Raw genomic sequence first — 21,611 nt, 5'->3', positions numbered from 1 at the left:
ATTATGAAAATTGGTACAAATGTGAGTAGTTTAACGCAGCAAACTATATCTCCAGCAAAGGAGAAACAAACATCATCAGTCAATACGAAATCCGAGCTCTCAGATAAGCAGGCAGGTATGCTCGCGGATGTTTATCATAGTAATTCTGCTAAAGAACTTCCTTCAACTTATGAGCGACCAGCGTCGATCACATCTAATGCAGAAGCGGTTACAAAAACAGTCGATGAAGCGCTGGATGATATTGCACTTGCAACTGTTCACCTGTACACACCGGGCGGAGAACTTTCTCAGTCAGTTGAGCGAATGACGAAACAATATGAGGAGATCATGTCTGAGCTAAATGAACAGCAACCTCAACTAGCAAATAAAAACTGGGGCATGTCGATAACAGAGTCTGGTGAATTGCAAGTCACAGGCTCTTTGACTGAAGATGAGCGAAAGCTGGTAGAGCAGACACTCAATAGCAACGATGAATTTGTTGCTGCTGCAAATGATTTTAAGTCCAGCTATTTAAAGTATATTGATATGGAAGTACGTGGCTGGGCAAGGTATGACGTTAACGAAGAAAACTTTTCTGAGGTTTTTGATCTTAAAGATATGTTAGATAACTCAAAGGCCAATGACGAGTTTAAAAGTGCATGGGGTTATGAAAGTAACTGGATGAGCTTACACGATAATATTTCCGCGCAACTGAGCAGTAAAGCAAGTAAATATTGAGTGAGTTAGGGCTTCTAAACGTAGAAGCCCTTGTATGGTTATGATGGGTTGCTAGAGATCAGATCTTGATCACAGATGTGTCCAAAATAAACATAAGGTACATTATCACCGCCAATGCCGATGGTATCTAACTTGCCGTTCTCATCCACGCCTCTGTTTGTTGGAATGTCTAAACGCCATAGACCCACTTCAACATCAGAACGCCACTCATTCTTATAGCCAAGGCTATATTCAGTATGTTCGATACCTCTGGCATTTGGATTACAAGCGCCTAGGTTGATTTGCTCCGAGATGGCTCCGTTACCATCGGAGTTTACTTTGTAAGTTGTCAAAGTGCTCTGAGGATCATTGGCATTCTTAATAAAGGTGAATTGTGCGATAGCTCCCTCAATTGGCGCACCGGTTGTATCTTTAAGTACCAATGACCAATTTAACTTCCTATACGCTTGCGTTGTAAGATACGGACCTGAGTAGTATTTTGCAGAATAAGGAATGCGATTAACATTACTCTCACCCGTAATAACATGGCTATCAAAAGATGCGACAATAGACGCGATATTTAATGTATAGCTATTTGCCGGGTTAACAGGTAACGCTTTGTTTGCACTCACCCTTAAGTTAATTGACTGATTTTCCTGTAAATTAGAAATAATTTGATAGGTATTAGGAGCTATAGGCGTCCATCCGCTATTATAGATCTCGACAACATATTCATTGCTTAAACCATCAAAAAAGCTCAGTGATAAGTCTTGCCCTCTAACTGCCGTGAATTGGTAATAGTCAACATCGTTAATACTGTCCATGTTACCAACAAGCGAGTTTTGTCTGTCAGGCAGTACTGTTGATAAAGCAACAGTATCGTTAAACTCGTAAGGGTCAAGGTTGTTAGCAACGGCTGCACCGAAGTTATACTCGGCCCCATCTGATTCTACAACCTCCATAAACCAGTAGTAGTGTCCCGGCTCAGTGAGCGCTAAGACGACCTCGTCTTGGTTGCCAGGGTTTGCCGAGCTACCAATAGCAGTAAAGGTATTATCAGGGTTATGTTTGATGATACTTAAATTGACATTGGTTCCCTGAGATTGCCCCACTAACAAAGCTGTAGTTTTACTTCTTTCAGTAATTTCAAAGTGATAGCAAATACTCTCACCCGCGCTAGAGTTGCTAAGGGTATATAGGCTACCTGTCGCAAGCGTTGGGCAGACTGGCGTGATGGCAGCTGTCGTTTCAGACTGAACTGACGCACTGGCAACTCGTTGAGATTGCATAACCGCTACAGGCGCATTTAATGCATTATTTACGAATTTCTTAACCTGACCTGCATGTTCCAGGTCATGGTCAATCGCAAGTGCGTGCGTTGAAGCAAGAATTGAGAGAAGAGAGAGTGTAAGTGTATGTTTTTTCATATTGATATCCTTATTGAGTTTACATTATGCCATTAAAGTAAACATAAAGTTAAACATTTGCAATTGTTTATTCCCTTAAATAGACAAAGTACGTTTTAGATCAATCTTTCTAATCTAAAGGCACGTACCCAAAAATAACTAAGCTTTAGAACCCAGGCCGTTCAGTACTCTAGGCGTCAGGTGATAGAGCTTTAACCCCCAGCCACGCTTGGAATAAAAGCATAAACATCTGTTATTTATAAAAAAATAAAAGTTATACGTGTAATTTATTTCGAAGGTGAAGCGCACTTTTATGTCCAGCTACGCATAGAGATTAACGTAACCTGGCGTTGCTGCGACTAACTGCTTATAGTTATCAGGGTGAGCAAGCCCTTTGCTCCCCCAGTAAGTGCCCATCTTGAATAACGCAGACTGTTGATCGCGCAGTGCGACAATCTCTTGTAAAATTTCCTTTGAAGACTTTCCAGCTTGCTCACCTTTATTGATGATTGCCAGTTCCTGAGTATGGTATTGCTGTGCCTCAACCTCAAAATGCTCAATTGCTCTACCGATACGGCCATGTATTTCATCTTGGTTAGCCGCAGTGACAATATCGCTCATCCTGAACATGGCCACGGGCGGTCCATATTTTCTTATAGCATCAATAGAACCCGCCAATTGTTCCTCAGTGGCTGAGTTTATGTATTTGACGTAACTTTCTCGGTTATCTGGTTCAGGTGCAGAGCCGCCACTTTGTACTTGTGGGCCAGGCGTGCGTTCAGTTGCGCCCACAGTTGGAATAGTCACTCTGTGAACATGGTTCGGTGCCGTGTATCCATTGATATACATAACAATTCCCTCTTACTTATTAACGCTGACTTAGCCGATACTTTCAGTCTCTTTGCCGTTTCAGGCAATCCATTGCCACTTGACTATCAATACTGCAATCAATGGATACCAAAGCCATTCCAGGCTCAAGTTATAAGCAATTTATAAACCAGGTAGCGGTTCGGTTTAATACAAATAGCCGCACAGTAGCAGAGCATAAATAAAGCGTCTGCCTTTGCACATTAACCCTTTGCCAAATATCTAACTAACCAGCACCTTTATATTTTTTGATGCTTTAGTTTAATATACTCAAGAGAATACTTACCGTGTCGGCGACGAGTGAAGGCTGAAATATACGAGGAAAAAGTATGAAAATTGGCACGCATTGCGCAGTAATTGTGTCGTAAGGCCCACAACTTTGCCGCCTCTGAATAAGACGCTTATAAACGCCAAAATCGGGGTTATTAAGCCCTCACACGCTTGCCAATTATACGCAACCTGAAATGTAAAAACCCGGCCAAAGCCGGGTTTTTCAAAGCGTTAAGTGCTTAGGGGGCAGATTACATCATGCCGCCCATACCACCCATACCGCCCATGCCACCCATGTCAGGGGCACCGGCTGCTTCTTCCTTCGGAATTTCAGCAACCATGGCTTCTGTGGTGATCATCAGGCCAGCAACAGACGCTGCGAACTGTAGGGCAGAGCGTGTTACTTTCGTTGGGTCAAGGATACCCATTTCGATCATGTCGTCGTACTGACCGTTTGCTGCGTTGTAACCATAGTTACCTTCGCCGCCTTTCACTGCATTAACAACCACAGATGCTTCGTCACCCGCGTTTGATACGATTTGACGTAGCGGTGCTTCCATCGCGCGTAGCGCAACTTTGATACCGTGGTTCTGATCTTCGTTGTCGCCTGTTAGTGATTCGATCTTGCTCGCTACGCGAACCAGTGCAACACCACCACCAGGTACCACGCCTTCTTCAACCGCAGCGCGCGTTGCATGCAGGGCGTCTTCAACGCGGTCTTTCTTCTCTTTCATTTCAACTTCAGTTGCGGCACCGACTTTGATCACTGCAACACCGCCGGCCAGTTTAGCCATACGCTCTTGTAGTTTCTCTTTGTCGTAATCTGAAGTCGCTTCTTCAATTTGTGCTTTGATTTGCGCAACGCGACCATCAATGCCTTCCTGCTCGCCCGCACCATCGATGATAGTAGTGTCATCTTTAGTGATAACAACGCGCTTCGCAGTACCCAGGTCTTCAACCGTTGCTTTTTCAAGCTCCAGACCAATCTCTTCAGAGATAACTGTACCGCCAGTCAGGATAGCAATATCCTGTAGCATTGCTTTACGACGGTCGCCAAAACCTGGCGCCTTAACCGCTGCAACTTTTACGATGCCGCGCATATTGTTCACAACCAGAGTCGCCAGCGCTTCGCCTTCAAGGTCTTCAGCGATGATCAACAGAGGCTTACTGGTTTTGGCAACCGCTTCCAGAGTTGGCAGCAGTTCGCGGATGTTAGATACTTTTTTATCAACCAACAGAATGTGCGGGTTATCCAGTTCAACCTGGCCTTTTTCAGCATTGTTGATGAAGTAAGGAGACAGGTAACCGCGGTCAAACTGCATACCTTCAACAACGTCTAATTCGTTCTGTAGTGACTGACCTTCTTCTACAGTGATAACACCAGATTCGCGACCTACTTTTTCCATTGCTTCTGCAATGATGTCACCAATCTCTTTGTCAGAGTTTGCTGAGATAGTACCTACCTGAGCAATCGCTTTAGCGTCTGAACAAGGAACAGATAGCGCTTTAAGTTCTTCAACCGCAGCAATCACTGCTTTGTCGATACCGCGCTTCAGATCCATCGGGTTCATGCCCGCAGCCACTGACTTAAGGCCTTCGTTCACGATAGCTTGTGCCAGTACCGTTGCAGTCGTAGTACCGTCACCCGCCGCATCGTTTGCTTTAGACGCCACTTCTTTCACCATTTGTGCGCCCATATTCTCGAACTTGTCTTCCAGTTCGATCTCTTTTGCAACAGATACACCATCTTTAGTGATGGTAGGGGCGCCGAATGACTTATCCAGTACTACGTTACGACCTTTTGGACCCAAAGTTACTTTTACTGCGTCTGCCAGTACGTTTACGCCTTTAAGCATTTTAGTGCGGGCATCGCCTGCAAAACGAACTTCTTTAGCTGCCATGATATTTATTCCTCTAAATTCTTTTCGATTAACCGTTAAATGTTGAGTGCGACGACCAGGCTTATTCTACGATGCCCAGAATGTTATCTTCGCGCATGATCAGATATTCCTGACCTTCGATTTTTTCTGTTTTCTCAACGTACGAGCCAAACAAGACTGTGTCGCCCGCTTTAACTTGTAATGCTCTCACTTCACCATTGTCCAACACGCGGCCGTTGCCTACTGCAATCACTTCACCACGGGTTGATTTTTCAGCAGCAGAACCAGTTAAAACGATACCGCCAGCAGACTTAGTTTCTTCTTCAAGACGCTTAACAATAACGCGATCATGTAAAGGACGAATGTTCATGTGTCAGTTCTCCAGTGACAGAATACATAGTGTAAGATGTTTGCCCGCTCAAACTGAATTGTTTACAAGGGGCTAACTAATTAATTTCTAAGTTGCTTCACTTTATGGGGATGGGCAAAACAAAATCCAAGCATTTTTTTCAAATTTTTTAGTCCTTGCGCTTAAACTCGCCTTCTAACGTGGTATTCCCCTCATCACGTTGCGATTGGCCATGACCAGAAGAACGACCGGCAAACGGGTCGAACTGCTGTTCTTGTTGCTGTGTGGTGTGCTGGCTGAACATACCACCACTTTGCACCTGCACGGTGGCACGTTGCAGCAGCGCCTTCGCTAGTTTCTGGCGAATGGCCGGCGTGAGCAGCATAAAGCCTAATACATCGGTCATGATCCCTGGTGTCATCAGTAATACACCGGCAATGATCACACAAATACCGGCAAACAGATCGCTGGCAGGCAACTGGCCGCGTGCCATTTGTTGTTGCACGTTGGCGTAGGCACCCAGACCTTGTTGCTTAACCAGGCGCGCCCCGAATACCGCGGTCAGGATCACCAGTGCCAGGGTGGCAAATCCGCCGATGACTTCACTGACTTGCAGTAACAGGGCTATTTCAGCGATGGGAATAACAATAAAGAGTAGAAAAAGGACTTTAAACATAGGATCTCCAAAATAACTGAAATAGATGTATGGGTCCTCGGGTCTTATTTCAAGTCCGCGCATCAGGCACGGCAAAGCACACGACTAATGCGCTGAAACGACAGGTGAAGCGCTTGGGATACCCGGCATGTTTGGTTACACTAGAGCAAATTTAGCTCAAGTGAAAGGATAACCATGACGACGCCTTACCGATTGGTCATGACCACCTGTGGCACTCATGCGCAGGCCCAAGACATTGCCAGGCATTTGGTGGCAAATAAACAGGCAGCCTGTGTGAACATTTTGCCAAACGTTGAGTCCATCTATGTGTGGCAGGGTGAGGTCACGCAGGACAGCGAGTACAAGTTAATGATTAAAACGCATGTTGACTTGGTCGAGGCCGTCATGGAGACCATTCACCGTTTGCACCAATACGATGTCCCTGAAATTCAGGTCATCGAAGTCTGTGCTGGATCGCGGGACTATTTTAACTGGATTGATGAGGTACTGAATTAATGCGAATGCTGACGCGCTTTTTACCCAGCGGCATACTGGCCGTTTTGACCGCCCTGTTGATGCTGCTAAGCACCAGCAGCCAGGCGGCAGGCAATGCCACTGTGCTCGATAGCTTGCTCGCTCCCAAGCAGCAAACATTTTTACCCGTCGAAGAAGCGTTTAAGTTCGACTTCGACCAGCAGGGCAAAGTGCTGTTTACCGGCTGGGATATTGCGCCTGGCTACTACTTATATAAGAAGAAACTGGAGATCATCGCCAAAGGGGCAGACATTTCAGTGCCCGAATATGCACAGGGTGAAATGATCGAGGATGAATTTTTTGGCAAAACCGAAGTGTATTTTGATCAGTTTGCCGTGATCTCCCGACTCAGTAACATCACCGACGATGCAGTCGTCAAAATTCGCTATCAGGGCTGTGCCGAAGCCGGGCTGTGTTACCCGCCCGAAGTGATCACTGTGCCTTTAACTGTACTCGTCAGTGGCGGCGATGCTGATGCAACCCCACCCACCAAAGCAACCAGCCAGCCTGAAGCTGGATCCGCAAATAGCGACGATTTGAGCTTCACAGAGCGACTGGCGCAGCAATCACTGCTCACCAACCTGGCAGTGTTTTTTGCGGTGGGCGTGGGCCTGGCGTTTACGCCGTGTGTCTTCCCGATGTTTCCAATCCTCTCCAGCCTTATTGCCGGGCAGCAGCATTTGTCGACCAAGAAGGCCTTTAGCCTGTCTTTTGTTTATGTTCAGGGCATGGCCGTCACCTATGCCGCACTTGGCTTAGTGGTGGCCTATTTTGGCGGCCAGGTACAGGGCTATCTGCAACACCCGGCGGTACTTATCAGCTTTAGTTTATTGTTTGTGTTGCTGGCCTTTGCCATGTTCGGCTGGTACGAAATCAAACTGCCCAGCGGCATGATGAGTAAGCTTACTGAGATCAGTAATCAGCAAAGTGGCGGCAACTATGCCGGGGTATTTTCCATGGGCGTGTTGTCAGGCCTGATTGCCTCACCTTGTACCACGGCCCCCTTGTCTGCAGCCTTGCTTTATGTTGCTCAAAGCGGCGACTTTATGGTCGGTGGCCTGACTTTGTATGCGCTGAGCCTGGGGATGGGTCTGCCGCTGCTGCTGCTGGGTACTTCAGGTGGTAAATTACTGCCCAAGGCAGGCGGCTGGATGGAGCAGGTCAAAACCCTGTTTGGTTTTGTCATGCTGTTTGTGCCGCTGATCCTGCTGGAGCGGATCCTCGACTTTAATATCATCCTGGGACTGGCGTCGGTGCTTGCGGTGGCAACCGCATTGTATCTGCACCACTGGCAAAGTGGTCAGGCACAAGGCAAAGGCAAAACCCTGCTCTGGGCAATGGCAACCAGCTTATTCGTAGTTGGCTTGCTGACAGCCAGAAGCGTGGTTTTCCCGGCCCCTGAAACAGCTCAGACAAGCGTGGCGCAAAATGACACCAAGCAAGGCTTCAGACTGCTGGACGACCTGGCTGCGCTGAATGTGGCAGTCGAGCAAGCGAACAGTAACGGTAAAATCGCCATGGTAGATCTGTATGCCGAATGGTGTGTGGCCTGTAAAGAGTTTGAAAAATACACCTTTCCCACTGAGCAGGTACAGGCGCAGTTTGCCTACTTCGATACGTTAAAGCTCGATCTGACCGAAAGTAACGACACCACCATAGAGATCATGGAAGCATTTACGGTATTCGGTCTGCCCAGTATTTTGTTCTTTGATGCCCAGGGTAACGAGATCCCCGAACTGCGCATCACCGGATTCCAGGATGCCGACGAGTTCGCCGCTCACCTAGAAAAAGTACGCCAATACGTGCTGTAACCTGCTTTTTAGCGAATGATTCACCACTCATGACACAGAGGCCTGAAGAATTGCCTCTGTGTCTCGTCTCTTCCTATGCTGATTAGACCAGTATTTTGCTGCTATTTACCTTGAACTCTCTATAATAGTTCACGAACGTGAGAAATATTTGCTATTTACCGTGCATACGCTTAAGTTAACAAGGTCTTTTTCGAAAAAAGTCGCTTTGTTTTCTAAATAAAGGAATTTCACGCATTATGTCTACAAATTTGAAGATTTTAGTCCTAAACGGCCCAAACCTGAACATGCTGGGCCGACGCGAGCCGGACAAGTACGGGACCCGGACCTTGAAAGACATTATGCAGAGCCTGACGCAAAGCGCGGTAAATTTGAATGTTGAACTAAGTCACTTTCAGAGCAATAGCGAAGCAGAGCTGATTGAGCATATTCATGCGCAATATGAGCGTGTTGATTGCATCATCTTCAACCCAGCCGCTTTTACGCATACCAGTATTGCTTTGCGAGATGCCTTACTGAGCGTCAGCATTCCGTTTTATGAAGTGCATTTATCAAATGTTTATGCACGCGAGCCCTTTCGTCACAAGTCCTACTTTTCGGATGTGGCACAGGGCGTTATATGTGGATTAGGTACGCTGGGCTACGAGGCGGCATTAATGGCGGCCGTAGCCAAGCTGCGCAAACAAGATAACTCAAATTAACTAACAGGCGGGTCAAGTTATGGATATTCGCAAGATCAAAAAACTTATCGAATTAGTAGAAGAATCAGGCATTGCTGAGCTGGAAATCACCGAAGGTGAAGAGTCGGTACGCATCAACCGTCACAGCAGCGCGCCGGTTATTGCTCAGCCACAGCAATACTCACTACCAACAGCAGCACCAACGCCAGCAGCAGCTCCTGCTCCAGCACCAGCCGCGGAAGCACCAACTGCAGCCAGCGACGCGCCTGCCGGCCATCAGGTAAAATCACCTATGGTAGGTACTTTCTACTCAGCGTCTTCTCCAACTGCTGCGGCTTACGTAGAAGTGGGTTCAAAAGTTAACGTGGGCGACACACTGTGTATCGTTGAAGCGATGAAGATGATGAACCAAATCGAATCTGATAAAGCCGGTGTTGTAAAAGCGATCCTGGTTGAGAATGGCGATGCGGTTGAGTTTGATCAACCTCTGTTCATCATCGAATAATGCTCCTGGAAGGTTAACACTATGCTAGATAAAGTAGTCATTGCAAACCGAGGCGAAATTGCGCTTCGCGTATTGCGTGCCTGCAAGGAGCTGGGGATTAAAACGGTTGCAGTGCATTCAACTGCCGATCGTGATCTCAAACACGTGCTACTTGCAGACGAAACCATTTGTATTGGTAAACCCGCTGCCAGCGAGAGCTACCTGGATATTCCTCGTATCATCGCTGCGGCAGAGGTAACCGATGCGGTTGCTATCCACCCAGGCTATGGCTTCCTGTCTGAAAATGCCGATTTTGCCGACCAGGTTGAGCAAAGCGGCTTTGTCTTTATCGGTCCAAAAGGCGACACGATCCGTCTGATGGGTGATAAAGTTTCTGCAATCGAAGCAATGCGTAAAGCTGGCGTGCCTTGTGTACCGGGTTCTGACGGCCCGCTGACTGAAGATAACGAGCGTAACGTCCAAATCGCTAAGCGTATCGGTTATCCGGTGATCATCAAAGCTGCCGGTGGTGGTGGTGGTCGCGGTATGCGTGTAGTACGGAGCGAAAAAGAGTTATTAGACTCTATCGCACTAACGCAGACAGAAGCACAGCAATTCTTTGGTAATGGCATGGTTTACATGGAGAAATTCCTTGAAAACCCACGTCATATCGAAGTACAAGTACTGGCGGATGGTCAGGGCAATGCCATCCACCTGGGCGAGCGTGACTGTTCAATGCAACGTCGTCACCAGAAAGTGGTAGAAGAAGCGCCTGCACCAGGTATTACCGCAGAAATGCGTAAGTTCATTGGTGATCGTTGTACGCGTGCGTGTATCGAAATCGGTTATCGTGGTGCTGGTACGTTTGAATTCCTGTACGAAAATGGTGAATTCTACTTCATTGAGATGAACACCCGTATTCAGGTAGAGCATCCGGTAACTGAAATGGTGACTGGCGTTGACCTAATCAAAGAGCAGCTGAAAATTGCTGCAGGTCAGCCGCTGTCTATCACGCAGGATGATGTGGTTATCCGTGGTCATGCCATTGAGTGTCGTATCAATGCCGAAGATCCGGACAGTTTTATTCCGTCCCCAGGCAAGATCACGCGCTTTCACCCGGCCGGTGGGTTAGGCATTCGCTGGGACAGCCATATTTATGCTGATTACACAGTCCCGCCGCATTACGACTCAATGATCGGTAAACTGATCACTTACGGTGAAAACCGTGACGTGGCCATTGCCCGAGCACGTAACGCTCTGAATGAACTTGTGATTGACGGTATTAAAACCAATACCCCGCTACACAAGAAAATTCTGGCGGACGAAAACTTCCAAAACGGTGGTACCAACATCCACTATCTGGAAAAGAAACTGGGCCTGTAAGCCCGTCTACGCAGGGGATGTCATTCCCCTGCGTTAATCTGCTCGACCTCCCGGTGTAGACACTTTCAGAACTCACTGCATATTTTTCATTGCATCCAGACGCCACTTCCGTGACTTTAATAGCATGATCCACTTTATCTACGAGCAGGATCTATCTAAGGGAATATGATGTCATTGAGCAGCTGCCTGCTTCAGAAACCGGATATCGGCGCAGCATCGGCACATTTGGTATTAGATGAACAGGTTGGGATCAATACACTGGGAGGGATGATCTTGGTGTTAGGTGGAACTATGCTGGTGACGGGGTTTTCACCCGCCACCTGGCAAACAAAGCGCGCTGCGCGCGCCCGGTAAAGCCTGCTATTTAGCTACTGAAAAACCACGTTTTCGCTGCCTGGCAGCGGCTTAAACCGGCTCAACAGCTTTTCGCAGTCTTCCAGGATCTGCGCTTCCAGTCGCTCTTCAGCACGCCAGCGCTGCGCATCCATCTTATAGATCTCTTTCTTGCTGTATTTTTTGCGTGCTTCGTGGGTTGGCATTTCTTTGACTTCTTCGTACATTTCGTGCACGCCCGGATAGCTCTGACTCAGCTCTATCTCTTCGTCAAAACTATATTGAGACATCAGCACCCACACCCGCAAACAACCCTCAGAGTACTCGCACTGCTTTTGCTGCATCGCTTTGGCTATCAGGTTGATACTATCGGACAGCTTGGCATTGCGCTCCTGGCGAGACCGTGCCAGCTTTTCTTTTTGCTCCTGCTGCAATTTTGCAATCGTGTCTTTCTGTACTTTAAGCTGCCACAGCAGCTTGCCGGCGTAAAATGCCAGACCGGCGATGATCAACGCGCCTACCACAATCGCGGCTATCCACATAGTTTAACGCTCCTCGTCTTCGTCTGTTAACCACTCATTTGCCAGATCATTGCTCATCCACTGATCCAGCTCATCTTCCTGGGGCATATCAGCTTCTTCGAACTCATCGTCAATGCCCAGTAACTCACATAACTCCTGATGGCGTGCCACCGACTTATTGAAGTACTTGGCATCTTTGCCCGTTAATAGCTCACCACGCTCATGACGCTCTAACAGCGCCATCAGACGCTCATCATTTTCCAGTTGGCGCAGTTCTTCTTCCGGCGTTAATGCCACTGGCGCGACCTTCTTCAGCTCCACCTGAGGTTTGAGGTCACGATTAAGCTTAGGCTCGCTGGCCTGCTGTGGCTGAGGTACCAGCGCAACCGGCTTTTTACTGCCCGCACGCGGATCCTTCTTGCTGCCAGAAGTCTTACTCTCTTCTATTTTGGCTTCTTGCGCATTACGTGAACCCGGTTTTTTACCTTTGTGCTTTTTGTTGCGCTGCTCTTTAAGCGCTCTCAGCTCCTGAAGTTTCTCTTTACTTAGCCTAGGTGTGCCAATGTTGCCCACCTTACGGGATTTCTTCTTTCTGGTCATACTAGTCTTTACTCATTCTGTACTATCGCTTAGTCAAAATGATGACATCATTGCCTATCACTTCAACCTGGGTATTAAATTGCTCTGCAATGTAGGCAAATGTCTCACGACTAAAAAACGCGATATGGGTTTGGTCGTTTTTATAGTGCCAGTTTGCAAAACGTGCTGGATCTATTACCAGCTTAGTCATTAATGCCAATGGTGCGCCAGGCTTGAGCATGGCCAGCAGCTGGTGCAGCACTTTACCAGGCTGGGCCAGGTGTTCTATCACTTCACTACAGGTAATAAAGTCATACTGCTGATCCAGCACTTTGGGATCATTGGCATAGTATAAATCATATAGCGCCATCCGATGGCCTGCTTCGGTCAGCATTTTGGCCAACAGTGGGCCCGGCCCACAACCAAAATCCAGGCCAGATTGGGCCGCCGCCAAGCGCTCACACAGCGGTTCAGCCAGCCGGGATAAAAATCGCCGATAGCCGGGATCCATCAGATCATTTTCATGGCTGTCGTAAATGGCTTTTTCCTGCTCAGCGCTTAATCGCTGTTCGGGGGAGACAGACACCAGCTTGCAACACTGACACTGCCAGTAGTCTCTGAATTTGTCCTGATGGTAGTGCGTCAGTGAGTCGCCTTCACAAAGGCCGCAACGCCATGACTGTGGATTTTGCAACTGAGATAAACCGAAATGCCTTAAAGGCCGTATTGTAACAGCAATCAATTAGTGAACAAATATGCACACACAAATAAAAAAGCGGCAGAGATTGCTCTCTACCGCTTACTAATCTGAGCGTCACAAACTGGACACTTCTCCCTTCGACTTTTAAGTCATTATTATTTTTATTGTGGTATCTTCCGTTTTGTTTTTATTGTCACTTCCGTGAACACTTTCCATATTGTTATTGTTATCAAACTTCCAATGCATTTTTTATTTTCGGTCTTCTTGACACTTTCTTGGTCATCCTGCGTATTCAAAGAGAATACCTAATCTTGCCACCGACGCTTCCGATACGAATTGTCCCTGTTTTTGTATTATCTGGCGACAACGAATAATCTACGCCGATCTGAAACAGTTACAACTAAACAATAACAAAATTATTACCTGAATATTTTAGAACAACATTAAACCAATTTTATTACAAAGGGTTACAACTGAACACAGAATGAAATTAAGTCAATTCTTACACCGACTATAAGCACATATCTCACAGCGCTATTGAGATATATCTCACACCACTAGATCAAAAAAAGGCAGCCTGGTTGCTGCCTTTTTTACAATACCCAGAGTTTACACTGGGTCTGTTTTGCATCTATACGACTTTAGTGTAGGCCACCTAAGTATTTAGATAATACTTCAATGTCTTTGTCAGTCAGTTTCTTCGCGATGTCACCCATCATGCCGTTTGGATCGTTGTTACGATCGCCGCTGCGGAACTTTTCAAGCTGCGCTTTGATGTATTCAGGGTGCTGGAATGAGATTTTCGGGAACTTAGACAGAGACGTGCCGTTACCACGTGGACCGTGACATGCAGCACAAGACGGAATACCACGCTCAGCATCACCGGCTTTGTAAAGTTTCTGACCAACTTCAACCACATCTTCAGGTGTAGTACCTGACGACATTGGTAAAGACGCAAAGTAAGCAGATAAGTCTCTCATATCCTGATCCGACAATGGCATAGCCATGCCGCTCATCACAGGGTCCATACGACCTTCTTTACCACCTGAGGTCATACCTAGCTTGAACTCTTGCAGTTGCTTGTAGATATAATCCGCATGCTGACCAGCGATTTTCGGATACATAGTAACAGGAGCATTGCCATCCGGACCGTGACACGCCGCACAAGTTGCAGCCTTTGCTTTACCTGCTTGCGCATCGCCATCAAATGCCGCGACGTTGCTGGCTGACAAGGACCCTAGCAACATAGTTAAAGTTAATGCTATTTTTTTCATGGTAAATTCTCTGTTTCCGACCCTGTAATTTTGACCCCAGCCGAAAAAGCCTCGTTTCTTTTACTGCGTGGGCAAATCTTATTTGAGACCGACTGACCAAGCTTGCTAAATGTGCACTAATTGGCACAGACAAAGTCAACGGACTCGAGTTTTACGTTGCAATTGCTACATTCTACACGATATTAATTTCTCTGGCACGTTTTCTGCTCACATTAAGCCCATAAATTATAGGGATTTGACCTGGATTAAGTTTCCTCTCCAGGACATAGCGTAAAAACTCACCCAGGGTGCAGATTTTATCGGCTTTTGCTTTAGCAACCAAGTATAATAAAATAGACAATAATGAGATCAATCCCCTTGAGGAGTCGAAGTGCTAAAATCCCGCATGCCGTATAACCGTGCTCAGTTTGTAACGAGTGCCCCAGATATTTCCCGATTACCCGCCGATACCGGTATTGAAGTTGCGTTTGCCGGACGCTCCAATGCGGGGAAATCCAGTGCACTGAATGCCCTGACCGATCAAAAGCTGGCGCGCACCAGTAAAACGCCGGGCCGTACTCAGCTCATTAATACTTTTTCGCTCGACGAAGACAAGCGCCTGATTGACTTACCGGGCTACGGCTTTGCAAAAGTGCCATTGGAAATGAAGAAGAAATGGCAGAAGTCGCTGGGCGAATACCTGCAAAAGCGCCAGAGCCTGAAAGGCATTGTGGTACTGATGGACATCCGTCACCCGCTTAAAGACCTGGATATGGATTTGATTAACTGGGCCGCAGGCAGTGATATTCCGGTACTGGCACTGTTAACCAAAGCCGACAAGCTCAAGCAGGGAAAACGCAAAGCCGAAGTATTACAAGTGCGTAAAGCACTGGCAGAGCTGAATGCCGACATTACCGTACACGCGTTTTCCTCTTTAAAAGGACTGGGTTTGAAAGAGCTGGCCTGGCAGCTGGACGACTGGTTTTTGGGACCGTATATCAAAGAAGAAGAGGCAGAGCAGGACAGCCCTTCTGCGCAGTAGCAGACACCGCAGGCTGCGTCGCTCGCGCAGCCTAGCCAATCACAAACGGCGTATCTGCCGACGTTAACACAAACGCCTCCCCCTGGCTTTGCGCCAGTTCAGCCCACTGATAGTAGACCGAACGGCCAACCCGAGCCGACAAACCATAATTGAGCATCAGATATGGGACTGACTGACCCTGATAAGATTTAAGCACCAGGGGAAACTCGCCACACACCGGCCACAAACGCCCGAGATTGTCCTGTGCAATGAGTGTCGGGCCCAGGCCCAATGTAGGTGCCAGTTCACAATATTGCCAGGCGACTATCAAAAATGGGCTGTCGGCGACTGCCACCGGGCAAGTCTCGGACGGAGATTTGAGCAGATACTGGCCCTGCTCGTAGCACAATACACTGGCGAGTAGTTTCACCAGGCCTTCACGTCCTATGGGAGTGCCTTCGTGAAACCAGCGACCCTGTGCATCGATGGCAAACGCGCCAACCCCACATTCGTGGGCATGCCAGCGCCCGGTGGGCGCATGCTGCGTCACATAGTGGGCGATAAGCGCCTCAGTATTACTCACTGAACACCAGGTTGAAAGTAACAGGCACCGCGGTGGCAATGGTATTCAGACCCGCCACTTTGCGCAGCGCTTCGATGCCAGAATCTAAACCAAAATCGCGGCTGTTGATCAGGACGGCACGCAGTGGCGTCACCTGAAGTTGCTGAGCACCTTTATTCACCACCAGATCCACATTGAGAGTTGCAACCTGTCCATGCAATGACAGTGTCACCGGGACCTGACGAATGATCTGCACGCCGGGTTTTAACGCCTTGAGGTGCTGACTCACATTGGCAGTGATCTTCGCTTCGGGAAACTTAGCGACGTCAAACAGCATTTTTTGCATGCGTTCGTTGCGAATGGGGATCAGGCTTTCAACGCTGCTCAGGTCCAGTCTTAAATCCAGTTCACCGGCTTTATTTATGGTGCCAGAAAGCTGCTTAAAGTGATGATTTTCAGCAACGCTGCCAGCCTTGATGGAGGTAAAACTCACATCGCTGTGCGCTGCGTCCAGCTGCCATGCCTGGGCAAACTGAGCTGATAAGCCAAGAATAGAAAAAAGAAGAGGTTTAAGCATGACGAATTCCTTGAAAATGAAAGTGGTCATATTACCTGCATACCCAGAACGGATGCAACGACATAGCGCCTAATACTGGCCTGACTTGGTGTTTGGGATATATTCGAGTAAGAGGGAGAAAAACCGGCTCGCACCATTCACATTGCGAGCCGTTATAGCAATCTGGGGAGAAGCTATCAATACACTGTATCTTCACAAGGAGAGATACATCATCAACAGGATGTCCTACAGGAAGAGGACGCGCGCACTGTAACAAATCACCCAGGCGAAATAAACCATCAAAAGCAAGTTATGCGCCAATTTGATATTTTTTAAACATCAGGCTGCGCATTTTTACCTCTCAGTTACACCTGATACATTTGCAGGGCCCGTCCTTACTGGACTTCGGGCAATAAAAAACACGGCCGAAGCCGTGTTCTTTTTCAGCAAGAGTGCAAATTAATGCGCCTGCTCCCAGTTGTCACCATGGTCCGCTTCAACCAACAACGGCACATCCAGGTCAGCAGCCTCGCTCATCAGCTGACAAATATGCTCACTGTACTGCGCCACTTTGTCGGCTTTGACTTCAAAGACCAGTTCATCGTGTACCTGCATCAGCAGCTTGATGTCACTGTCCTGCTGTGTTGCCAGCCACAGGGCTACTTTGATCATCGCCTTTTTAATGATGTCTGCAGCTGTGCCCTGCATCGGGGCGTTGATAGCAGCACGCTCAGCCGCCTTGCGACGCGCACCGTTACGTGCCTTGATGTCTGGCAAATATAAACGACGGCCGAACAGGGTTTCAACATAGCCCTGCTCTGCGGCTTTCTCTCGGGTCGACTCCATGTACTCCAGCACACCCGGGAAGCGTTCAAAGTACTTATCCATATAGTGCTGTGCTTCGTGGCGCGGAATATCCAGCTGTCTGGCCAGGCCAAAGGCACTCATACCGTAGATCAGTCCGAAGTTAACCGCTTTGGCCTTGCGACGCATATCGGAGGTGACCTCTTCCAGTGGCACTGAAAAGACTTCACTGGCCGTGGCGCTGTGAACATCTTTACCCTCAGCAAAGGCCTTGAGTAAGCCCGTATCCTGAGACAAATGCGCCATGATCCGCAGCTCAATCTGGCTGTAGTCCGCCGCCATGATCACATGATCCTGATCGGCAACGAAGGCCTGACGGATCCGGCGTCCGGCTTCATTGCGGATCGGAATGTTCTGCAGATTAGGATCGGTGGAGCTGAGACGACCCGTGGCGGTCACCGCCTGATGATACGAGGTATGCACACGCTGAGTCTGCTCGTTAACCATCTTAGGCAGTTTATCGGTATAGGTAGACTTAAGCTTGGCCAGGCCGCGATGCTCGATGATCAGTTTAGGTAACGGATAATCATGGGCCAGCTCCTGCAACACCTCTTCTGCCGTCGACGGCGCGCCTTTAGGCGTTTTCTTTAACACCGGCAGTTCCAGCTTTTCAAACAGGATTGCCTGCAACTGCTTGGTTGAACTGAGGTTGAACTCTTCTCCAGCCAGCTCAAACGCTTCCTGCTCCAGCTCTTTAAGGCGCGTCTCAATATTGTGGCTCTGCGTGGCCAGCATGTCGCTGTCGATTTTAACACCGGTACGTTCAATCTCAGAAAGCACGCTGATCAGTGGCAACTCGATGTCTTCAAACACACTCACCAAAGTGGGATGCTGCTGTAATTGCGGCCACAGGTGCTGATGCAAACGCAAAGTGATGTCGGCATCTTCAGCCGCATAGGGCGCGGCTTTATCCAGCTCAATCTGATTGAAGGTCAGCTGATTTTTACCTTTACCGGCTATCTCTTCAAAACTGATATTTTTATGTCCCAGGTATTTCAGTGCCAGCGAGTCCATATCATGGCGCGTACCCACACTGTTAAAGACGTAAGATTCCAGCATAGTGTCAAAAGCAATGCCGTTGAGCTCCAGTCCGGCGCGGGCCAGCACACTCTTATCGTATTTCAGGTTTTGTCCGACCTTCTTATACTTAGGATCTGCCAGAATAGGGCCAATCAACTCAAACACCAGCTGCTTGTCGAGCTGCTCGGGCGCGCCCACATAATCGTGGCCCAGCGGCAGGTAAGCCGCTTCACCGGCAGCGACCGCAAAGCTCATACCAACCAGCTCCGCCTGCATATAATCCAGACTGGTGGTTTCGGTATCAAAGGCAAACAGCTCGGCCTCGCGCAGCTTATCCAGCCAGCGATCCAGTTGTTCGCGCTCTAAAATGGTCTCATAGTCTACCTCAACCAGTGGCGTGACCACAGAGTCCTGCTCTGTGTCTGCGGCTGTTTCCGGCGCGCTCTTACCATCCAGCAGTTCAGCCAGCCAGCGTTTGAATTCACATTGGCCATACAGCTCAATCAACTGATCTTTGTCCATTTCCTGGATCTTGAATTGTTCCAGGTCTTGTTCAACCTCACAATCCAGTTTGATGGTTGCAAGCTCGTAGGATAATTTCAGTTGTGCTTCGTGCTCTGCCAGTTTCTTCGCCATGGTTTTTGAGCCGCGGAAACCCAGATCAGCGATTTTATCCAGGTTGGCATAGAGATCGTCAATCGATCCCAGTCCCTGCAGCATGGCCAGCGCGGTTTTTTCACCCACACCAGGTACACCCGGGATGTTATCCACTTTGTCACCCATCAGCGCCAGGTAATCGATGATCAATTCTGGCCCGATACCAAACTTATCCACTACGCCCTGCGGATCTAAAATGGTGTTGGTCATGGTGTTAATTAACGTGACATGCTCATTGACCAGCTGTGCCATGTCTTTATCACCCGTGCTGATCAGCACATGCCTTTGTTGCTCTGACGCCAGGCGCGAGAACGTACCAATAACATCATCTGCTTCAACCCCTTCAATGCTGACCAGCGGCAGGCCCATGGCACGAATAATATCGTGGATCGGGGCTATCTGCGTGCGCAGATCATCCGGCATCGGTGGACGATGTGCTTTATATTCACTGTACATCTCATTTCTGAAAGTCGGCCCTTTGGCATCAAACACCACTACCATATGGCTGGGCTGATATTGCTTGAGCAAGCTTTTCAGCATGTTGATGACACCGTAAATGGCGCCTGTGGCTTCTCCTTTGGAGTTGGTCAAGTGCGGTGGCGCATGATAGGCACGAAACAAATACGACGAACCATCGACCAGGATCAGCGGATTTTCAGGGATCTGAGACATAGTTATTGGGATCCTAAAATTGGAAGTTTTAAATCTGGGTTAGCATGCCATAAGGACGGGAATAAAACGAGTCTGACACAGTCCAAAACAGCCCATGAAAAATGGGGATGGCCTGTGGATAACTTTGTAGATAAACACGCGCTATCGGCCCACACTTCAAAAGCAAGTCTAGGAATTACATTTAACACACTGAATATAAAAGGAAATTTCTTTTTACTCTTTTATATGCTTTAAGCTAAGATTGTGGACAGTGACTTTGGAGTCAGTTTACAGCCTGCAATTGAATGGCTATAAATTCACCGCTTTTTCTCAAGCGGACGCGTATACTAACACAAACGATCAAAGATCAAAGCAGATCCTTTAGATTTTTTTCTAACTCACGTAATGACAAAATTGCATATATCGAAAATTAAAGACCTTAAAGGGAGATCCCGATGAAACAAGTAGCGATCATTTTAAGCGGTTGTGGCGTCTTTGACGGTGCTGAGATCCATGAATCTGTCCTGACTATGCTGCACCTCGAGCGCCTCGGTGCGCGTTATCAGTGCTTTGCGCCGAATGTTCAGCAGCACCATGTAATCAACCACCTCACAGGAGAAGAGCAGGACGAGCAGCGTAATGTGCTGGTAGAAGCGGCGCGTATTGCGCGCGGTGAGGTCGCAGATCTGGCCACACTGGATCCCAGTGAATTTGATGCATTGATCTTGCCTGGTGGCTTTGGGGTGGCGAAAAACCTCTCTGATTTTGCCTTTAAGGGTGCACAGTCCAGCATCCTGGCAACGGTCAAAGAACAATGTCAGGCTTTTCACCAACAAAGTAAGCCTATTGCTTATTTATGTATTGCCCCGGCACTGATTGGCCACATTCATGCCAAAGGCACACTGGCGACGATAGGCAATGACGAAGCCACGGCTCAGGCCGTTGAAGCTTTAGGTGCCAGTCATATCAATTGTGGCGTGTCTGACATTGTTGTCGATGACACGCATAAAGTGATCAGCACACCGGCCTACATGCTGGCAGGCTCTATCAGTGAAGCATCAGCCGGTATTGAAAAAGCTGTGCAAAAACTCATTGAACTGGCGTAACGCAAAATAAGGCGGCATCACGCCGCCTATTCTATTGTTCGAAAAAACACCACAGCTGCAAAAATTCTCCCCCTTCACCCTGTGATTTTTTGCCCTAACGCAATAAATTTTATTTTTTAGTCGCTTATAATCAAGTTTACGTTTTATAAATTAGTTGGTGACGTTATAATCGGCTTAATTCCGTCATCCATCGTGATAGATCACGTTCAATTTGAAGTGAGCAAGGTAAATGAAGAAACTTTCAGCAGCACTGTTATTGCTATCTACTGCGGCAATCGCACAGCCATTCGACAATTCTTTAACTGAAGAAGCGATTAAAAAGCGTCTTGAGCCTGTAGGCTCTGTCTACCTGGCGGGTGCCGAAGATACTGCTGCCGCTGCCCCAACTGGCCCACGTACTGGTGAGCAAGTATATCAGGCCTCCTGTTTCGCTTGTCATGGCACAGGCGCGCTAGGTGCACCTAAAACAGCTGATGACTGGGCACCTCGTATTGCAAAAGGCAAAGACGTACTACTTGACCACGCGATCAATGGCTTCAATGCCATGCCACCTCGCGGTACTTGTATGGACTGTAGCGATGACGAAATTGCGGCAGCCATCGACTTCATGATTAAGTAAATAATCGCCGCATGGGGATGGATAACACATCCCCTTCAATGACGTGTCTTGTCGCAAAATTCACCACAATTATCACCATATTGTTATTAAAATTTTGCACTTGACCCCTCATTGTAAAAGTGAAAATATAAGAACAATAAATAGACAATAACAACTC

The 21,611-nt window shown here is 47.9% G+C and carries 22 protein-coding genes; 10 read left to right on the top strand and 12 right to left on the bottom strand.

From position 1 onward, the window contains the following. The first annotated feature begins 3 nt into the window (after positions 1 to 3). Positions 4 to 717, top strand: a complete 714-nt coding sequence (locus L1285_RS10445) for a hypothetical protein (RefSeq protein ID WP_235412286.1) — start codon at positions 4 to 6, stop codon at positions 715 to 717. 38 nt (positions 718 to 755) lie between these two features. On the opposite strand, the gene L1285_RS10440 is transcribed toward L1285_RS10445, so the two are convergent. The 5 genes from L1285_RS10440 to L1285_RS10420 form a co-directional block, all read right to left on the bottom strand. After that, positions 756 to 2,123: a hypothetical protein gene (locus L1285_RS10440; protein WP_235412285.1), complete on the bottom strand. Its 1,368-nt coding sequence runs from the start codon at positions 2,121 to 2,123 to the stop codon at positions 756 to 758. 300 nt (positions 2,124 to 2,423) lie between these two features. Beyond that, on the bottom strand, positions 2,424 to 2,951 hold the full coding sequence (locus L1285_RS10435) for a hypothetical protein (RefSeq protein ID WP_235412284.1): 528 nt from the start codon (positions 2,949 to 2,951) through the stop codon (positions 2,424 to 2,426). Positions 2,952 to 3,490: 539 nt separating this feature from the next. Then, on the bottom strand, positions 3,491 to 5,140 hold the full coding sequence (groL, locus tag L1285_RS10430; protein ID WP_054014886.1) for a chaperonin GroEL: 1,650 nt from the start codon (positions 5,138 to 5,140) through the stop codon (positions 3,491 to 3,493). Between the two features lie 61 nt (positions 5,141 to 5,201). After that, positions 5,202 to 5,489: a co-chaperone GroES gene (locus L1285_RS10425; protein WP_054014887.1), complete on the bottom strand. Its 288-nt coding sequence runs from the start codon at positions 5,487 to 5,489 to the stop codon at positions 5,202 to 5,204. A 148-nt stretch (positions 5,490 to 5,637) separates the two neighbouring features. After that, positions 5,638 to 6,144: an FxsA family protein gene (locus L1285_RS10420; protein ID WP_130244187.1), complete on the bottom strand. Its 507-nt coding sequence runs from the start codon at positions 6,142 to 6,144 to the stop codon at positions 5,638 to 5,640. A 174-nt stretch (positions 6,145 to 6,318) separates the two neighbouring features. On the opposite strand from L1285_RS10420, the gene cutA reads away from it, so the two are divergent. From cutA to L1285_RS10390, 6 genes are all read left to right on the top strand, one after another. Next, complete coding sequence (gene cutA, locus L1285_RS10415; RefSeq protein WP_235412283.1) at positions 6,319 to 6,639, top strand: divalent-cation tolerance protein CutA; 321 nt, start codon at positions 6,319 to 6,321, stop codon at positions 6,637 to 6,639. Further along, the gene (locus L1285_RS10410; RefSeq protein ID WP_442960492.1) at positions 6,639 to 8,468 is read left to right on the top strand and encodes a protein-disulfide reductase DsbD; all 1,830 of its coding nucleotides are present in this window, start codon (positions 6,639 to 6,641) and stop codon (positions 8,466 to 8,468) included. The genes cutA and L1285_RS10410 overlap by 1 nt, the downstream gene beginning before the upstream one ends. Before the next feature lie 236 nt (positions 8,469 to 8,704). After that, positions 8,705 to 9,166, top strand: coding sequence for a type II 3-dehydroquinate dehydratase (aroQ, locus tag L1285_RS10405; protein ID WP_235412282.1), 462 nt, complete (start codon positions 8,705 to 8,707; stop codon positions 9,164 to 9,166). A 19-nt stretch (positions 9,167 to 9,185) separates the two neighbouring features. Beyond that, positions 9,186 to 9,650, top strand: coding sequence for an acetyl-CoA carboxylase biotin carboxyl carrier protein (accB, locus tag L1285_RS10400; RefSeq protein WP_235412281.1), 465 nt, complete (start codon positions 9,186 to 9,188; stop codon positions 9,648 to 9,650). Between the two features lie 21 nt (positions 9,651 to 9,671). Beyond that, entirely contained in the window at positions 9,672 to 11,012 is a 1,341-nt protein-coding gene (gene accC / locus L1285_RS10395; protein WP_235412280.1) for an acetyl-CoA carboxylase biotin carboxylase subunit, read from the top strand. A 168-nt stretch (positions 11,013 to 11,180) separates the two neighbouring features. Beyond that, the gene (locus tag L1285_RS10390; protein ID WP_442960491.1) at positions 11,181 to 11,366 is read left to right on the top strand and encodes a hypothetical protein; all 186 of its coding nucleotides are present in this window, start codon (positions 11,181 to 11,183) and stop codon (positions 11,364 to 11,366) included. Positions 11,367 to 11,380: 14 nt separating this feature from the next. Here the strand turns inward: L1285_RS10390 and L1285_RS10385 are convergent, their stop codons facing one another. The 4 genes from L1285_RS10385 to L1285_RS10370 form a co-directional block, all read right to left on the bottom strand. Then, positions 11,381 to 11,887 (bottom strand): DUF2489 domain-containing protein, encoded by a 507-nt coding sequence (locus tag L1285_RS10385; protein WP_010383749.1) that lies wholly within the window; start codon positions 11,885 to 11,887, stop codon positions 11,381 to 11,383. Between the two features lie 3 nt (positions 11,888 to 11,890). Next, on the bottom strand, positions 11,891 to 12,466 hold the full coding sequence (gene yihI / locus L1285_RS10380) for a Der GTPase-activating protein YihI (RefSeq protein WP_235412279.1): 576 nt from the start codon (positions 12,464 to 12,466) through the stop codon (positions 11,891 to 11,893). A gap of 22 nt (positions 12,467 to 12,488) precedes the next feature. Continuing rightward, on the bottom strand, positions 12,489 to 13,139 hold the full coding sequence (locus L1285_RS10375) for a class I SAM-dependent methyltransferase (protein ID WP_235412278.1): 651 nt from the start codon (positions 13,137 to 13,139) through the stop codon (positions 12,489 to 12,491). A 647-nt stretch (positions 13,140 to 13,786) separates the two neighbouring features. Next, a complete protein-coding gene (locus L1285_RS10370; protein WP_235412277.1) occupies positions 13,787 to 14,419 on the bottom strand; it encodes a c-type cytochrome in 633 nt (210 codons plus the stop codon). A 370-nt stretch (positions 14,420 to 14,789) separates the two neighbouring features. Here L1285_RS10370 and yihA point away from each other — a divergent pair, with 370 nt between their 5' ends. Further along, on the top strand, positions 14,790 to 15,440 hold the full coding sequence (gene yihA / locus L1285_RS10365) for a ribosome biogenesis GTP-binding protein YihA/YsxC (protein ID WP_235412276.1): 651 nt from the start codon (positions 14,790 to 14,792) through the stop codon (positions 15,438 to 15,440). Positions 15,441 to 15,471: 31 nt separating this feature from the next. Here yihA and L1285_RS10360 read toward each other — a convergent pair whose 3' ends face one another. From L1285_RS10360 to polA, 3 genes are all read right to left on the bottom strand, one after another. Further along, a complete protein-coding gene (locus tag L1285_RS10360; RefSeq protein ID WP_235412275.1) occupies positions 15,472 to 16,002 on the bottom strand; it encodes a DUF1285 domain-containing protein in 531 nt (176 codons plus the stop codon). Further along, complete coding sequence (locus L1285_RS10355) at positions 15,995 to 16,558, bottom strand: YceI family protein (RefSeq protein WP_235412274.1); 564 nt, start codon at positions 16,556 to 16,558, stop codon at positions 15,995 to 15,997. Before L1285_RS10355 ends, L1285_RS10360 begins: the two co-directional genes overlap by 8 nt. 438 nt (positions 16,559 to 16,996) lie before the next feature. After that, complete coding sequence (gene polA / locus L1285_RS10350) at positions 16,997 to 19,750, bottom strand: DNA polymerase I (RefSeq protein ID WP_235412273.1); 2,754 nt, start codon at positions 19,748 to 19,750, stop codon at positions 16,997 to 16,999. Between the two features lie 434 nt (positions 19,751 to 20,184). On the opposite strand from polA, the gene elbB reads away from it, so the two are divergent. After that, positions 20,185 to 20,835 (top strand): isoprenoid biosynthesis glyoxalase ElbB, encoded by a 651-nt coding sequence (gene elbB, locus L1285_RS10345; RefSeq protein ID WP_046006101.1) that lies wholly within the window; start codon positions 20,185 to 20,187, stop codon positions 20,833 to 20,835. A gap of 229 nt (positions 20,836 to 21,064) precedes the next feature. Then, positions 21,065 to 21,454, top strand: a complete 390-nt coding sequence (locus L1285_RS10340) for a c-type cytochrome (RefSeq protein WP_125716966.1) — start codon at positions 21,065 to 21,067, stop codon at positions 21,452 to 21,454. The last annotated feature ends 157 nt before the right edge of the window (positions 21,455 to 21,611 follow it).

Origin of the sequence: Pseudoalteromonas sp. DL2-H2.2, from assembly GCF_021532535.1 — a bacterium.
Lineage (GTDB): Bacteria > Pseudomonadota > Gammaproteobacteria > Enterobacterales > Alteromonadaceae > Pseudoalteromonas > Pseudoalteromonas rubra_A.
This window is presented reverse-complemented; position numbering and strand designations above follow the sequence as displayed.

What these genes read in the sequence shown, in the direction of transcription:
- L1285_RS10445 (WP_235412286.1), top strand. Translation starts at nt 4, where the DNA reads ATGAAAATTGGTACAAATGTGAGTAGTTTAACGCAGCAAACTATATCT.
- L1285_RS10440 (WP_235412285.1), bottom strand. Translation starts at nt 2,123, where the DNA reads ATGAAAAAACATACACTTACACTCTCTCTTCTCTCAATTCTTGCTTCA.
- L1285_RS10435 (WP_235412284.1), bottom strand. Translation starts at nt 2,951, where the DNA reads ATGTATATCAATGGATACACGGCACCGAACCATGTTCACAGAGTGACT.
- groL (WP_054014886.1), bottom strand. Translation starts at nt 5,140, where the DNA reads ATGGCAGCTAAAGAAGTTCGTTTTGCAGGCGATGCCCGCACTAAAATG.
- L1285_RS10425 (WP_054014887.1), bottom strand. Translation starts at nt 5,489, where the DNA reads ATGAACATTCGTCCTTTACATGATCGCGTTATTGTTAAGCGTCTTGAA.
- L1285_RS10420 (WP_130244187.1), bottom strand. Translation starts at nt 6,144, where the DNA reads ATGTTTAAAGTCCTTTTTCTACTCTTTATTGTTATTCCCATCGCTGAA.
- cutA (WP_235412283.1), top strand. Translation starts at nt 6,319, where the DNA reads ATGACGACGCCTTACCGATTGGTCATGACCACCTGTGGCACTCATGCG.
- L1285_RS10410 (WP_442960492.1), top strand. Translation starts at nt 6,639, where the DNA reads ATGCGAATGCTGACGCGCTTTTTACCCAGCGGCATACTGGCCGTTTTG.
- aroQ (WP_235412282.1), top strand. Translation starts at nt 8,705, where the DNA reads ATGTCTACAAATTTGAAGATTTTAGTCCTAAACGGCCCAAACCTGAAC.
- accB (WP_235412281.1), top strand. Translation starts at nt 9,186, where the DNA reads ATGGATATTCGCAAGATCAAAAAACTTATCGAATTAGTAGAAGAATCA.
- accC (WP_235412280.1), top strand. Translation starts at nt 9,672, where the DNA reads ATGCTAGATAAAGTAGTCATTGCAAACCGAGGCGAAATTGCGCTTCGC.
- L1285_RS10390 (WP_442960491.1), top strand. Translation starts at nt 11,181, where the DNA reads ATGTCATTGAGCAGCTGCCTGCTTCAGAAACCGGATATCGGCGCAGCA.
- L1285_RS10385 (WP_010383749.1), bottom strand. Translation starts at nt 11,887, where the DNA reads ATGTGGATAGCCGCGATTGTGGTAGGCGCGTTGATCATCGCCGGTCTG.
- yihI (WP_235412279.1), bottom strand. Translation starts at nt 12,466, where the DNA reads ATGACCAGAAAGAAGAAATCCCGTAAGGTGGGCAACATTGGCACACCT.
- L1285_RS10370 (WP_235412277.1), bottom strand. Translation starts at nt 14,419, where the DNA reads ATGAAAAAAATAGCATTAACTTTAACTATGTTGCTAGGGTCCTTGTCA.
- L1285_RS10355 (WP_235412274.1), bottom strand. Translation starts at nt 16,558, where the DNA reads ATGCTTAAACCTCTTCTTTTTTCTATTCTTGGCTTATCAGCTCAGTTT.
- polA (WP_235412273.1), bottom strand. Translation starts at nt 19,750, where the DNA reads ATGTCTCAGATCCCTGAAAATCCGCTGATCCTGGTCGATGGTTCGTCG.
- elbB (WP_046006101.1), top strand. Translation starts at nt 20,185, where the DNA reads ATGAAACAAGTAGCGATCATTTTAAGCGGTTGTGGCGTCTTTGACGGT.
- L1285_RS10340 (WP_125716966.1), top strand. Translation starts at nt 21,065, where the DNA reads ATGAAGAAACTTTCAGCAGCACTGTTATTGCTATCTACTGCGGCAATC.